Annotated in this window: 14 protein-coding genes and 1 tRNA gene; 9 read left to right on the forward strand and 6 right to left on the reverse strand. The window is 64.7% G+C overall.

All coding sequences use genetic code 11. The features are described from left to right. Positions 1-42: 42 nt before the first annotated feature. From ACQUS8_RS04000 to ACQUS8_RS04035, 8 genes are all read left to right on the forward strand, one after another. The gene (locus ACQUS8_RS04000; protein ID WP_435097249.1) at positions 43-453 is read left to right on the forward strand and encodes a hypothetical protein; all 411 of its coding nucleotides are present in this window, start codon (positions 43-45) and stop codon (positions 451-453) included. A 109-nt stretch (positions 454-562) separates the two neighbouring features. Then, a complete protein-coding gene (locus ACQUS8_RS04005; protein ID WP_435097252.1) occupies positions 563-823 on the forward strand; it encodes a hypothetical protein in 261 nt (86 codons plus the stop codon). Further along, positions 820-2,397 (forward strand): hypothetical protein, encoded by a 1,578-nt coding sequence (locus ACQUS8_RS04010; protein WP_435097255.1) that lies wholly within the window; start codon positions 820-822, stop codon positions 2,395-2,397. Before ACQUS8_RS04005 ends, ACQUS8_RS04010 begins: the two co-directional genes overlap by 4 nt. Positions 2,398-2,399: 2 nt before the next feature. Next, positions 2,400-2,618 carry a hypothetical protein gene (locus tag ACQUS8_RS04015; RefSeq protein WP_435097258.1) on the forward strand — a complete coding sequence of 73 codons (219 nt, stop codon included), beginning with the start codon at positions 2,400-2,402 and terminating at the stop codon, positions 2,616-2,618. Positions 2,619-2,690: 72 nt separating this feature from the next. Continuing rightward, the gene (locus ACQUS8_RS04020) at positions 2,691-3,230 is read left to right on the forward strand and encodes a hypothetical protein (protein ID WP_435097261.1); all 540 of its coding nucleotides are present in this window, start codon (positions 2,691-2,693) and stop codon (positions 3,228-3,230) included. After that, positions 3,230-4,060, forward strand: a complete 831-nt coding sequence (locus ACQUS8_RS04025; protein WP_435097264.1) for a hypothetical protein — start codon at positions 3,230-3,232, stop codon at positions 4,058-4,060. Before ACQUS8_RS04020 ends, ACQUS8_RS04025 begins: the two co-directional genes overlap by 1 nt. Further along, the gene (locus ACQUS8_RS04030; protein WP_435097267.1) at positions 4,053-5,210 is read left to right on the forward strand and encodes a hypothetical protein; all 1,158 of its coding nucleotides are present in this window, start codon (positions 4,053-4,055) and stop codon (positions 5,208-5,210) included. The genes ACQUS8_RS04025 and ACQUS8_RS04030 overlap by 8 nt, the downstream gene beginning before the upstream one ends. 184 nt (positions 5,211-5,394) lie before the next feature. Then, positions 5,395-5,769, forward strand: a complete 375-nt coding sequence (locus ACQUS8_RS04035; protein ID WP_435097270.1) for a hypothetical protein — start codon at positions 5,395-5,397, stop codon at positions 5,767-5,769. A 12-nt stretch (positions 5,770-5,781) separates the two neighbouring features. Here ACQUS8_RS04035 and ACQUS8_RS04040 read toward each other — a convergent pair whose 3' ends face one another. The 5 genes from ACQUS8_RS04040 to ACQUS8_RS04060 all read right to left on the reverse strand — a co-directional run bounded on the left by ACQUS8_RS04040 (position 5,782) and on the right by ACQUS8_RS04060 (position 9,165). After that, positions 5,782-6,516: a hypothetical protein gene (locus ACQUS8_RS04040; RefSeq protein ID WP_435097273.1), complete on the reverse strand. Its 735-nt coding sequence runs from the start codon at positions 6,514-6,516 to the stop codon at positions 5,782-5,784. A gap of 290 nt (positions 6,517-6,806) precedes the next feature. Beyond that, positions 6,807-7,562: a hypothetical protein gene (locus ACQUS8_RS04045; RefSeq protein ID WP_435097276.1), complete on the reverse strand. Its 756-nt coding sequence runs from the start codon at positions 7,560-7,562 to the stop codon at positions 6,807-6,809. A 222-nt stretch (positions 7,563-7,784) separates the two neighbouring features. After that, a tRNA-Trp gene (locus ACQUS8_RS04050) sits at positions 7,785-7,961 on the reverse strand. 49 nt (positions 7,962-8,010) lie between these two features. After that, positions 8,011-8,238 (reverse strand): DUF5795 family protein, encoded by a 228-nt coding sequence (locus tag ACQUS8_RS04055; RefSeq protein WP_435097279.1) that lies wholly within the window; start codon positions 8,236-8,238, stop codon positions 8,011-8,013. A 45-nt stretch (positions 8,239-8,283) separates the two neighbouring features. Continuing rightward, on the reverse strand, positions 8,284-9,165 hold the full coding sequence (locus ACQUS8_RS04060) for a DUF5794 domain-containing protein (RefSeq protein WP_435097282.1): 882 nt from the start codon (positions 9,163-9,165) through the stop codon (positions 8,284-8,286). A 504-nt stretch (positions 9,166-9,669) separates the two neighbouring features. On the opposite strand from ACQUS8_RS04060, the gene guaB reads away from it, so the two are divergent. Further along, positions 9,670-11,166 (forward strand): IMP dehydrogenase, encoded by a 1,497-nt coding sequence (guaB, locus tag ACQUS8_RS04065; RefSeq protein WP_435097285.1) that lies wholly within the window; start codon positions 9,670-9,672, stop codon positions 11,164-11,166. A gap of 49 nt (positions 11,167-11,215) precedes the next feature. Here the strand turns inward: guaB and coaBC are convergent, their stop codons facing one another. Continuing rightward, entirely contained in the window at positions 11,216-12,367 is a 1,152-nt protein-coding gene (coaBC, locus tag ACQUS8_RS04070) for a bifunctional phosphopantothenoylcysteine decarboxylase/phosphopantothenate--cysteine ligase CoaBC (RefSeq protein ID WP_435097288.1), read from the reverse strand. Positions 12,368-12,372: the final 5 nt, after the last annotated feature.

Raw genomic sequence — 12,372 nt, forward strand, 5'->3', positions numbered from 1 at the left:
GATAGACGACACTAGACACCTATACCGCCATCGTACGCCTGCATGGCGTACAATCTCGACCGTGAACGGTTGGTACAGGTAATCGACGGCGTGCTGTCGCCGTTCTTCGTGATCGCGACGCTGGTGCTCGTGGGGATCGGGCAGTTCTCCGCACTGGGCGTCTCGATGGCGGACACGCTCGTCGAGGCGAACGGCTCGCAGATCTCCGTCTCGCTCGTGGTGTCGCTCGTCGTCGTGGTGGCGGCCTACGTGATGAACGAGTCGGTAGACTGGTCGGAGTGGAGCGAGTGGGAAGCCGCGCTCGTCGGCGCGATGGTCGTCTCGAACGTCTCCGTCGCGCTGGTGCCGCTCGTCCGCGACGTCGTGACTGGCTCGAAGTGGATCGGCGTGCTCGTGCTGATTCTCAACTCGGCGGCGTACTACGTTGTCGCCTACTGGGACGGTGGTCGCTAATGAGCGACGCCACCCATACGCGCGAAATCGACGCGCGTCTCGCGTTCGTCCTCGGTGCGCTGGCCAGCTTCGCCGGCGTCGCCCTCGCGACGCTTCCGGGGGTGGGGCTATGAACGACGCGACGCTCTGGAAGGGCGCACTCGCAAGCGGTGTCCTCCTGGTGATCGTCTCCGTGACGGGCGCGGACGGCACGGCGCTCATCGGTGCCGCGCTTCCCTTCGCCTGTGTCGCGTGGGTTCGCTACGACCGTCGCCGCCATCCTCGTGCTGAGGACGAACTCGTTCGTCCCGAACGCGATGGGCATGGGCGTCGTGACGTCGGCGGCCTCTCCTACGCCGGACAGAGTCTCCGGCGGGAGGAACGGCAATGAAGCCGCAGTTTCGCCGGCTGACCGCGTTCGCGCTCGTCGTCCTCCTCGTCTCCTCGAGCGTCGCCGCGCCGGTCGCCGGCACAACCGCCTCGACCGGGGAAGACGCTGTCTCCTCGCCGGAAGGGTATGCGGCAACGTCTACAGATGGCTGCTCGGCGTTGGATATGTTGGCGTCGTTCGCGACACTGAATCCCTACGACGACGCCCAGGAAATCGGCAAGTGTCTCAGTGGCTCTACTACCTCCGAAGTTGAGGAAGTGAAGCAGGCTGAGGACAACCAGACAGCGCTCCAAATTTACAATGCTGCGAGCGCCCAAGCCGCCGCAGACGACCAATTCCTCTCGACCGCCTCTAACTACGCCAACGACACGCGCCACGCCGCGTGGTCAGCCGCTGAAGTTGCCTACTACAAGGCGATTCAAAATGGCTCTGCGAAGGCTGTCGCGCGCGAAAAGGCGATGCGCGCCATCGAGGACTATTTCACTCGACGGCAGATGTCACTCAAACAGCGCTGGGAGATTCAGGTTCGTGCTGCCTACGCACTTCATCAGCGCGCCGTCAACGAAACGGGCGTCTCTGACACCCTTCTCGATATCGTCCCACACGGCCAACCTGACTCGAGCCTCGCAGACTCACTCCAGAAAGAGGGTGTCCCTGAGTGGAACAAGACTGCCACCATCTCCTATGTGAACGGCTCGACGACAACGGTCTACTCGTTCGGTGGTACCCGCCACTGGCTCCGGTCCGGTAACTACCACGAGATTGCCCACGGTGTCCGGCTCCCTGACGGGACTGCAACCACCTCCAAGATCTCCGGCGACTACCTCCGTATCGTCGTCAACCCGCCCAGTGGCTCCGACATCAGCCAGTTCACGTACTTCGACACGACCGAGTACGCAACCGTCTGGAACCGCTACAGCGCGCTCTCGACGGATCTGAAAACCGAGTTCTCCACCTACGTCAACAACACCTATCCCGCTGTCGAGGATGGCCGTCTGAATGCCTCGCAAGTCCTCTCGACCGAAACTCGGATGTTCAACCTCGGCACCGCTGGCGGTGACGGAACTCTCTACGACTCGGTCGCTGCACTCGCAAACCTCGGCCTCGCAACCCCCTCGCTGAACGGCACCGGTACCATGACCGTCTACTACAACAACCGCGAGTATCACGGCCTTCTGCTCGCCCCGCAGGTCCCCAACGGGACGTGGCGGGCAAACACGACGTACAACGCGAGTACGCCACCGCTGAACAACTCCACACTGCTCGCCACCACCGGCGGTAAGACGGTGCATCTCTCCGGCGAGTTCCGCGTCGGCACCATCTCGACCCAGAGCGGCGGCACGATGCAGAACGTCTCTGCGACGCGCACGCAGTACCAGACCGCGAACGTCTCGAAGCTGCTCGAACAGATTAACGAGACTCAGCGCCTCATCGCCCAAGTCGAAGCGCGGCAAGGGAGCGGTGCCACAAACCCCGACGACGGCGGTGGCGGTGGTGGCTCCGGCCCGCTCATCATCGTCGGTCTTGCCGTCGTCGCGATCGGCGCTGCGGCAGTCATGCAGAGGGATAGCTGACGATGCCTCGCCCGCTGCTCTCCATCGCGCTCGTCTTCCTCGGCCTCCTCGCGCTCGCGTGGGTAGCCGGTGACGTCACGGGTTGGTGGTCGATGCAGGCGATCGTCGGCGACGCCATCACGCAGACTATCGGTGGATTCGTCGACGGCGTCGTGGACGCCGGGCAGAGCCTCGTCGATTGGTTCTTCGACCGACTCGGCGACGCCGTCAACCCCGTCTAACCCGGCCCATCGTGGCCGGGAGCCGCCCGTGGTCGGCACGTGCGTCGGTTCGATTCCGGCGGCGGCCCTCAGATGAGACGACTACTGTTGGTACTCGCCGTACTCGGTGTCGCAGTCGCACCGGCGGCCGCTGCGCCGAACGGAACGACGACGTCCTCGACGAACACGACCGTTGTCGCCGGCGGCCACCCGGTCGCCGTCGACGGCGTGATGACGATACAGGGTTGGGAGTACGAGAACGGGCGGTTCAACGTCACGCTCACCGCCTCGCAGTATCACGTCGCGACGCTCGCGGCGTCGGCGAAAGCGAGCGGGCGGGTCGCCCACAGCCCATATCGGCAGGTCGTCCTCCAGGGAGGCGAGTCGAAGACCGTCTCCATCCCCGCGGACCGTATCGACGGCGAAGCGAGCGTGAGCGTAACGACCGGTGCGTGCATCCAGTCGGGGAGCTGTCCCACCGTCTACAGCGACGACACCAGTCTCGGGTCGCCGTTCGGTGGCTCGCCGACGCTCGGGTGGCTCGGCGGGGCGGGCATCGCCGTCCTCTCGATGGTCGCCGGCGCGCTCTACGTCGTTCGTCGCGGGGGCGCAGAACCCCGGGAGGCCCGCTGATGAGTCTCCGTCCGACCTTCGCGAACGCGTGGGACCGCCTCACCTACCTGCTCGCCGAGGCCCAGCTACTCGTCGCCACACTCGTCGTCACGAGCGGCGTCCTCCTCTGGGTCTTCTCGCCCTCGATACCCGCCCTTCCCGCGTGGAGCGTCCACCTGCTCGTCGGGTCGCTCGTCCTCGCGCCGCCCTGCCTCCTGGTGGGCGTGCGCTTCGCCGGGTGGTTCGACCGGCGCGACTGGGTGGACGTCCAGCACATCAACGCCGTCGAGGACGTCGCGAAGGAGTACAAGGTCCCACCGGACGTCTGGAAGAACAAGACCGTCGAAGGCCCCGCGCCGTACCCGATGAACGACGGCGAAACCTGGGTCGTGCGCGAGTACGAGTGGCTCCCCGACGCCGGCCCGGACGGCCAGCTCATCGTCCGCGGCGTCTGGCTCTCCGAGCTCGAGGACACGAAGCTCCTCACCACTCGCTCACACTTCAACCGCGTCTACGATACCCTCCAGCAGTCGCACATCCGTCTCGATCTCTTCGAGGACAATCTCGAGGACATGGCCGCCGCCCTCCAATCCCGACTCATGAACAAGATCACCGAAGCGAAGCAGCGTGGCGAATTGCTCGATAAGAACGCAGTGACGGCCGTCGTCGAGGAGTTCGAAGACGACATCGAGGAAGTGACCGGCGACGATCTCGCCGACCTTCGCGAAGACGACGTCGATCCCTTCGATCCTGAAGACGCGACGGGTGCCGTCGTCGACGAGATATCCGCGAGTTCACCGACTGCCGGCCCGGACGCCGTCGCGACGGACGGTGGTGAGAGCGATGAGTGAGGACAGCGATCAGTACACGCCGCCGCAGTTCCGCGAACACCAGGAGGAGAAGGGGCACCGCGAGCCGTTCGCCCGGCGACACACCGGACTCACCCGTGACCCGGCGCTTTCGCGCTTCCTCTCGGTCCTCGACGCCAGCTACGACCCGGTTTCGCACGCGGAAACCCCAGGGAAGATGCCCGGAAACGCCATGGACACCGACCTTGCGCGGACGATTCTGCAGAACGAGGCGACCGAAGTCGGTCGGGAAGCCCTCGACAACGGCGACATGGCGACGCTCAAGCACCTCACCGGCGACGCCGGCCAGCAGGCGGACGTCTCCGGACTGAAGGCGATGCAGACGATCGACGAACTCATCGAGTCGCCCGCGCCCGTCATCGTCGTCTTGGGCGAGATGGGCGCGGGCAAGACCGACTTCGCCTGCCTCCTCGCGCAGCGCGCACGGCACCTCCTCGGCGTCGACCAGGTCGCCAGCAACATCCAGTCGCTTCGGGAGACGACTGATTGGACCGACGTCGAGGGCGAGCATCGCGACGGCTTCGTTCCCGACTATCCGACACTCGAGGAGTGGGTACAGCAGGACGGCGATCCGCTCACCTACGACCAGCAGCAGAAGCTCTTCATCGGCGACGAGTTCTCCTCACACGCGGACGGCACCGGGAAGTCCGGCCATCTCACGCGGAAACTGATGGGGCCGCTCGTCTACAAGATCCGCAAGTACGACGGGATGCTCATCTACATCGCGCACGACGAATCCTCGATCCACCCGCTCCTCTGGCGACTCGGCGTTATCGTGAAGAAGACGGCCCAGAAGACCGCCGTCGTCGCGGACAGGGTGAAGGGTGGCGAACTCCGGGGTATTCGCACCGAAATCACCGGTATCCCGCCGACTGACTGGCGATATAACACGAAAGAGGCCTCCGACTGGGCGTGGACAGACGACGAGGAGAAAGAGGACCCGTCTCCGGACGAAATCGCTCGCGACGTCGCAATCTGGACGGTCCACGAGTGCCAGCGAATGGGTCTCTCCTACCGCGAGACCGCCCAGTACGTCCCGTTCGCGAAGTCGTGGGTCGGTGACCGCGCCGTCGAACTCGAGAACGGCGAGCACGACGCCGCCCTGGACAGGGTGCGTGCGATAACCTCATGAGACGCCCGCTTCGCCGTCTCTCCGGCAGGTGTCCATCTATCCGCGTCCACGGTACACCCTTTAGTAATAGCCCACAGCCGCGGTCGTCCGGCGCTATCGCGCCGAACGAAGCCATGGGCGCGACGTCGCGAGTGGCGGAGGAGTCTATATATAAGACGCGTGACGCGTGCGAGGCGCGATAGCGATGCCCTCTCAGAGAGCGAATCGGTACGGGACGCTCGCCGAACGGAAGGCGTGCGAACGCTACCGGCTTCGACGTGAGGGCGTGCACACCAGCTGGCGCGACGCCGTCGATCGCGACGGCACCCCCATCGAAATCAAGGCCACCGACGCCACTCGAGACTACCCGCGCTTCAAGGTCTTCGAGAAGTACCACGACCGCCTCGCCGCCGCCGGCGGGAAGTACGTCTTCGTCCTCTACCGCCGCCGTGGGCGCGGGCTAACCGTACTCCGGATGCAGATGCTTCCTGCGACGCAGATTCCGGTGTCTACGTGGTACACGAACGGCGGGCATCGAGACAGTAAGGAAACGAAGATACGCCCATATGACATATTCTAACCGAATCTCCCTTTAATTGGGAGATGAGCGTTCCGTCAGAATATATTTGACCACATCTGAGATGTGATCTGGGTTTAGTTTGAACTCTACTTCGTTAGCATCTAACTGGCTCAGGTACTGCCCCTCACCCAGTTCGTATTCCTTGTCGAGAAAGTAGTCCATCTTACTAATAAAGACACCTGCAGAAGCCTCTGAAAATTCAATTTCATCCATAATCTCTTTCTGCGAAACCGTGGGCTGATTCCTCTCATCAGCACGCGAAGCAGCCCACGCTGCTAAAACATAGAGCATAGCCTTATGATCTGCACCAACCTGCCCTTTTGGCGTTAGTTCAATCTCTCCACCTTCGTGTATTGTAAACCACCCCTGAATTTCTCTTAGTGCCTCTTCAATCCGCTCTTCGTCAGATTTGACAAAGCCTCTCACCGGATCTGAAAGACCGGTGTCCATATCTGGTTCTTCACTGGTTAGCTTATTGACTACTGGACTGGTGGATATCGACTGCTTCACTGTGATAACTGAAGCGATAGCTCCAAGAACTCCAAATACGGCAGTTATTATACCAAATGTCCAACTTATTATAGAGTTCGCAGTTACCTCTGGAACATAGATGATCAGAAGGAGGAGATTTAGGAACAGAGAGACCGCTAGAAGAGCACTACTAAACCACGTAAAATGCCGCTTGACGACTCCCTGGATCCTTTGAGGGACTACGTGGTCTACAATAGATCGGAAGGCTTCAAGCATCATAGTATCTCAACTATCTCGATGATTAACCCTTACGGGAAGTGTTTTATGTAATATGGGTTTCCTCAGTCACACTGTTGTGAGTCCGGCGCGAGAGTGGGTGTGAGAAGAAACAGGATTGTTACGCCGGTGAAAGAGCCGTAAACAGCAAGGAGAGACAGCAAGGAGAGAGACACCCAGCAGTAGCGGAGTGTTGCTTGCGTACGGGTTGGGCGTGAAACCCGTAGTGGAGCGGCTACGGCCCCGTGGTGGCACTCACGGCCCTTCGTCGGGCCGTCCTCACAACGGTGTTATTTCGGCCCTCCTTCGCCGTCGAGGCGAGCGGCAGCGTCTTCGCTCCACTCAATCCACTCGTCACGCTCGGCCTGAAGCGCAAGGCGACCATTCCGCTTCGTGAGCGTGAGCAGGTTCGATTCGTCGCGGGGATCGAGATCGCCGTCGTCGTCCCGGGAGGTGAGCTTCGCCGTCCAGCGCATGACGCGCCGGACGGTCTCGTCGGGCCAGTCCTCGGCGTCGACGTCCGTCTTCTCGTCGAGCGCCTGCCGGACATCGTCGGAGGACATGACGAGCTTCATGCCGCCCACAGTGCGTGCTTTCCCGCCGAAGGTCGGGAAGACGACGGCGGCGCGCTCTTCGTTGGCGGTCATGCCGTCGTCACCGACTTGCTGGCGGGCGATACGCGACTCGATGGGGAGCGCGTCGGGATCGGCCTCGGAGCGGACTACGACGTCTGCACGGCCTTCCTCGACGTCCGTGAGACGCTCCTCGATATCCTCGACGTCGCGCCGGTCGGCCTTGTCCGTGATCGCCTGATACGGATAGACGCCGTTCCCCGTCTCGCTGGCGACGATCTCGATGTCGGCGGGGTTCGGTCCCGCCCATCGCACGGTGGCTTCCTGCTCGCGCTTCGCTTCCAGATCGGCGACGCGCTCGCGCAGTTCTTCGTTCTCCTCACGGAGTTCGCGGACTTCGTCGGCGAGATCCTCGACGAGCGCGCGAAGGTCGCCGTCTGCGTCGGCACCGACGCTCGGGGCGTCGGTACTCATTCGCTCTCACCCCAGAGACACCGGCAGGAGCGACAGAGCGGCACTTCGCCGTGTTGTGGCGTTTTGGTACGCTCGACGCCGTGTGACGCGCCACAGAGCGCACACGCGCCGCTCGTGACGGCTTCGCTCACGCGGACCACCCCGAGAAACAGCGATGGCTCTCCGTGCTTACGTGAGGTAAACGGAAGGAGGCAGTACCTTCCGAATTTGTTAAATGTAGTATGGGGCCGGAGGGATTTGAACCCCCGATCGACTGATATCTCCGGTGCGCCTCGGAACTCCAGAGGGTCGTCGTCGCGAGCCGATGATCAGTCGGTCGCTCGGTATACCAGTCTGGAATTTCGTCCCGGGCGCGTGGCCTCTGGAGTCAGTCGCCATCCCTGGCTTGGCCACAGCCCCTTGCATCGTTTCGTATGCCGATTCTGCCTAAATGGGTTTCGATTCGCGGTCAGTCGCGGTCGGTGTCGCTCCAGTCGCAGTCCTGGCACTTGTAGCCGACGACGTACTCGGTGACGCTGGGCATGTAGCCGACTTTGACGACGTCGCCGCCACAATCGGGACAGTCGCGGTCCGCGTCCTCGATGGCTTCGGCTTCCATGACGTCGTCGTCCTCAATGAGTTCGGCGAGGTGGCGGGGCGTGACCATGCGGCCCTGCACGACGCGGTTGTCGGGCATACGCGTAGCGTGTGGCCCGGAGGTGGGTAAGCGCTCCGTTCCGCCCTACAACCAAGGGGCGCGTTCGTCGGCACCCTCCTCACCGGGGTAGCCGTAGGGAGCGGGGCCGTCGTCGTTCGCGGCCGCGGGATCGTCCTCGACATCGTCGGTGGTTTCGACGGTGGGGACGGCGTCGTCCTGCCCGGGCTCAATGGCGAGCAGGCCGGCGAGCGCGAAGACGGGGAGCGCGGCACCTTCGGGGACGATGCCGAACAGCGAGAGGGCGAGCGTCCCGAGCGCGACGGCGCTCCCGAAGCGGAAGCGGTCGATGTCGAGCAGGCGGCGCAGGTGGGGTTCAAGGAGCGCGACGCCGAGCGCGAAGCCGAGCGCGACGACGGCGGAGCCGACGGCGGCGGCGATGACGGCCGGCTGGAGTTGGACGACGAGGTCGAAGGACGCCGGCCGGACGCTGGCGAGGAGGCCGAGTGCGACGATGACGGCGGGGCTCGGGAGGTAGTCGCCGACGCGCGTGCTCGCCGTCTTCGCGGCGATGGCGAGGACGACGAACGCGGCGAAGCGCTCGAAGACACCGGTGTCGAGGAGGCTCTCGACGGTGGGGGCGAGCGCGGCGACGGCGGCGGCGCCGAGGACGAGCGGGACGCCGACGAGGAGGACGGCTTGGGCCTTCTCCCTCCGGTCGCCCTGCATCTCGACGAGGACGACGGCGACGGTGGCGCTGCCGCCGAAGACGAGCAGTCCGATCTGGAGGACGCCCGTCGGTATCACGAGCGACCCGACGGTGGTCGTCTGGGTGAGCGCGCCGCTGAGGACGAGCGCAGCGAAGATACCGTCCACGAGCGGGAGGAGCATGACGGTCGCGAGGAGCCGCGTCGCGCCGCCGACACGCTGCTCTAAGCGAAGGGCGATAGGGTGCCGTGAGATGCTCATCGCTCAGCGATGGCGGCCGTCACCACCGGCCGAACGGCGATATACTGGGTGATGCGACGATGACGAGGTCGTCATCTGCCGCCGCCAGAAATTGGTGGCTCCCGTAAATGTCCCGGTGGTCTCGCAGAGTTTTGTAAAGTCGCCGGAGCGCTGACGCTGGTCACCGGCGGTGCGAACTGCGATGGGACCGTGGGAGTCCATACGTGACCATTCCCGATGAATCGGTATAAACGTTGTGTGACACGAGTGCTCATATATCGTCCATACGTCACGCGATGTGGGCGTTAGAGTGGTCCATTTCCAGGAAATCACCACTATTTTCGTTTATTCTTCGGAAATCCACTCGGCAACGCCGAATCGTACACGTTCGTTCACGGGTCGTGGGCGAACGTGGAGTGCGCGGGCGGCAACGCTTGCCTCTGAGTATACACGACCGTGATAGAATTCGCCTCGGTCTGTGGCCAGTTACGCAACGTTTTTGCGTATCGGGCGAACACGATTTACATGGCGAACGACGAGCGACCCACAGGTTCATTCTCCGAGAAGCTTGACGTCCCCGAAGCGCTCACGTTCGACGACGTGCTGCTCCGCCCCGCCGAGAGCCGCGTCGAACCCGACGAGGCGGACGTCTCCACACGCGTCTCGAAGAACGTCTCGATCAACGTCCCCATCCTCTCGGCGGCAATGGACACCGTCACCGAGAGCGAGCTCGCCATCGCGATGGCGCGCGAGGGTGGGCTCGGCGTCCTCCACCAGAATCTCGACGACGACGAGCTCGTCGCCGAGATCGAGCGCGTGAAGCGCGCGGACGAACTCGTCATCCGCCGCGAGGACGTCGTCACCGCCGCGCCCGAGCAGACCATCGAGGAGGTCGACGCGATGATGGAGCACGAGGGGGTCTCCGGCGCGCCCGTCGTCGACGATGACGACGTCGTCCTCGGTATCATCTCCGGCACCGACATCCGCCCCTACCTCGAGGTCGGCGAGAAGGACACCGTCCGCGAGGCGATGACGGACGAGGTCATCACCGCCACCGAGGACGTCGACGCCCGCGACGCCCTCGAACTCATGTACGAGCATAAAATCGAGCGCGTCCCCATCGTCGACGACGAGGACCGCCTTGTCGGCCTCGTCACGATGCAGGGGATCCTCGAACGCCGCGAGCACGAGGACGCCGCCCGCGACGAGGACGGCCACCTCCGCGTCGGCGTCGCCGTCGGTCCCTTCGACGTCGAGCGCGCGAAAGCCGCCGACGAGGCCGGTGCGGACGTCGTCTTCATCGACTGCGCGCACGCACACAACCTCAACGTCATCGACTCCGCGCGCGAAATCAAGGCGAGCATCGACGCGGACATCGTCGTCGGGAACGTCGGCACTCGCGAAGCCGCCGAGGACATCGTCGACTTCGCGGACGGCATCAAGGTCGGCATCGGTCCCGGCTCCATCTGTACGACGCGTGTCGTCTCCGGCGCCGGCATGCCCCAGATTACCGCCGTCTCGCAGGTCGCGGACGTCGCCACCGAGTACGACGTCCCGGTCATCGCCGACGGCGGGATTCGCTACTCCGGCGACGCCGCGAAGGCCTTCGCGGCGGGCGCGGACGCCGTGATGCTCGGCTCCTACTTCGCCGGCACCGACGAGGCGCCCGGGCGCGTCATCACGATGAACGGTAAGAAGTACAAGCAGTACCGGGGCATGGGCTCCGTCGGCGCGATGCAGTCCGGCGGCGGCGAGCGCTACCTCAAGGAGGACGACGAGGACGAAGAGTACGTCCCCGAGGGCGTCGAGGCCGCGACGCCGTACAAGGGCCCGCTCTCCAGCGAACTCCACCAGCTCGTCGGAGGCATTCAGTCCGGGATGGGCTACGTCGGCGCCGCGACCATCCCCGAGTTCAAGGAGGAAGCCCGCTTCGTCCGGGTCTCCTCGGCCGGCCAGACCGAAGGCCACGCCCACGACGTGATGATTACGGACGAGGCGCCGAACTACAGTCCGGGCGAGTAGGTCGGCTCGGAGGGCGACCGAACACCGAGCGGCGGAGCCGCGAGCAGCCCTAGAGCTCCGTCGCGAGCTCGTCCGCGACGCGGAACCCGAGGCCCGATTTCGACCCCGTGTACTCCGCGACGCCGTCCTCGCGCACGACGAGTGCGCGGGTCTCCTCGGCACCCATGACGCTCGCGTCGTTCGCGACGACGAACGAGAGGCCGGCGCGCGCCATGATGCGCCGCGCCTGGGCGACCATCGCGTCGTCGTCGCCGCTCGTCTCCGCTTTGAACCCGACGAGCGGCAGGTCCGGGTGGGCCTCGCGAACGGAGTCGACGAGTTTCGGCGTCGGCTCGAGTTCGAGGGTGAGCTCGCCGCCGCTGCGAATCTTCTCGGACGCGGGCTCGACGGTGTAGTCGGAGATGGCGGCGACCGAAAGCACGGCGTCGGCGTCGTCGCAGGCGTCGAGCACGGCCTCGAGCATCTCCGCGGCGGACTCGACGTGCGCGACGTCCGCGTAGGGGACGTCGTCGCCGTCGTGGACGAGCGTGACGTCGGCACCGCGGACGTAGCAGGCGCGCGCGACCGCCCGACCCGTCCGCCCCGAGGCGCGGTTCGTCAGGACGCGTACGGGGTCGATGCGCTCGCTCGTCGCGCCGGAGGTGACGACGACGTGATTCCCTTCGAGGGGACGCTCGCCGGCGGCGCGCGCGACGTTGAGGCAGATGGCGTCGATGCTCGCGATTTTCGCCTTCCCCTCCTCGACGCGCGGGTCGACGAAGTCGACGCCCCACGATTCGACGCGCTCGATGCTCTCGAGGACGCCGGGGTGGTCGTACATCGGCTCGTGCATCGCGGGCGCGATGACGACCGGAACGCCCGCGCCGAGCGCCGTCGTCGCGGTCGTCGTGACGGGCGTGTCGTCGACAGCGGCCGCGATTTTGCCGACGGTGTTCGCGGTGGCGGGCGCGACGAGGAAGACGTCCGCCCACCCCTCAGTCCCGCAGAGCTCGACGTGCTCCACCCATCCGGAGACGTCGGTGACGACGTCGTGCTCGGTGGCGAACGTCACGGCGGCCGGCGTGACGATTTCCTGCGCGCTCTCGGTCATCACCGCGCGGACGGACGCGCCGCGACGGCGCAACTCGTGGGCGAGTTCGACGACCTTCACCGCCGCGATGCTGCCCGTGACGCCGAGCGCGACGTTCACACCCTCCAACATGGTGT

This window comes from Halarchaeum sp. P4, assembly GCF_051195175.1.
In the GTDB taxonomy this organism is placed as follows: domain Archaea; phylum Halobacteriota; class Halobacteria; order Halobacteriales; family Halobacteriaceae; genus Halarchaeum.

Excerpts from the sequence above, each read along its gene's own strand:
- ACQUS8_RS04055 (WP_435097279.1), bottom strand. The coding sequence starts at position 8,238 with ATGCCCGACAACCGCGTCGTGCAGGGCCGCATGGTCACGCCCCGCCAC.
- ACQUS8_RS04005 (WP_435097252.1), top strand. The coding sequence starts at position 563 with ATGAACGACGCGACGCTCTGGAAGGGCGCACTCGCAAGCGGTGTCCTC.
- coaBC (WP_435097288.1), bottom strand. The coding sequence starts at position 12,367 with ATGTTGGAGGGTGTGAACGTCGCGCTCGGCGTCACGGGCAGCATCGCG.
- ACQUS8_RS04040 (WP_435097273.1), bottom strand. The coding sequence starts at position 6,516 with ATGCTTGAAGCCTTCCGATCTATTGTAGACCACGTAGTCCCTCAAAGG.
- ACQUS8_RS04010 (WP_435097255.1), top strand. The coding sequence starts at position 820 with ATGAAGCCGCAGTTTCGCCGGCTGACCGCGTTCGCGCTCGTCGTCCTC.
- ACQUS8_RS04030 (WP_435097267.1), top strand. The coding sequence starts at position 4,053 with ATGAGTGAGGACAGCGATCAGTACACGCCGCCGCAGTTCCGCGAACAC.
- ACQUS8_RS04015 (WP_435097258.1), top strand. The coding sequence starts at position 2,400 with ATGCCTCGCCCGCTGCTCTCCATCGCGCTCGTCTTCCTCGGCCTCCTC.
- ACQUS8_RS04060 (WP_435097282.1), bottom strand. The coding sequence starts at position 9,165 with ATGAGCATCTCACGGCACCCTATCGCCCTTCGCTTAGAGCAGCGTGTC.
- ACQUS8_RS04000 (WP_435097249.1), top strand. The coding sequence starts at position 43 with ATGGCGTACAATCTCGACCGTGAACGGTTGGTACAGGTAATCGACGGC.
- ACQUS8_RS04025 (WP_435097264.1), top strand. The coding sequence starts at position 3,230 with ATGAGTCTCCGTCCGACCTTCGCGAACGCGTGGGACCGCCTCACCTAC.
- ACQUS8_RS04020 (WP_435097261.1), top strand. The coding sequence starts at position 2,691 with ATGAGACGACTACTGTTGGTACTCGCCGTACTCGGTGTCGCAGTCGCA.
- ACQUS8_RS04035 (WP_435097270.1), top strand. The coding sequence starts at position 5,395 with ATGCCCTCTCAGAGAGCGAATCGGTACGGGACGCTCGCCGAACGGAAG.
- guaB (WP_435097285.1), top strand. The coding sequence starts at position 9,670 with ATGGCGAACGACGAGCGACCCACAGGTTCATTCTCCGAGAAGCTTGAC.
- ACQUS8_RS04045 (WP_435097276.1), bottom strand. The coding sequence starts at position 7,562 with ATGAGTACCGACGCCCCGAGCGTCGGTGCCGACGCAGACGGCGACCTT.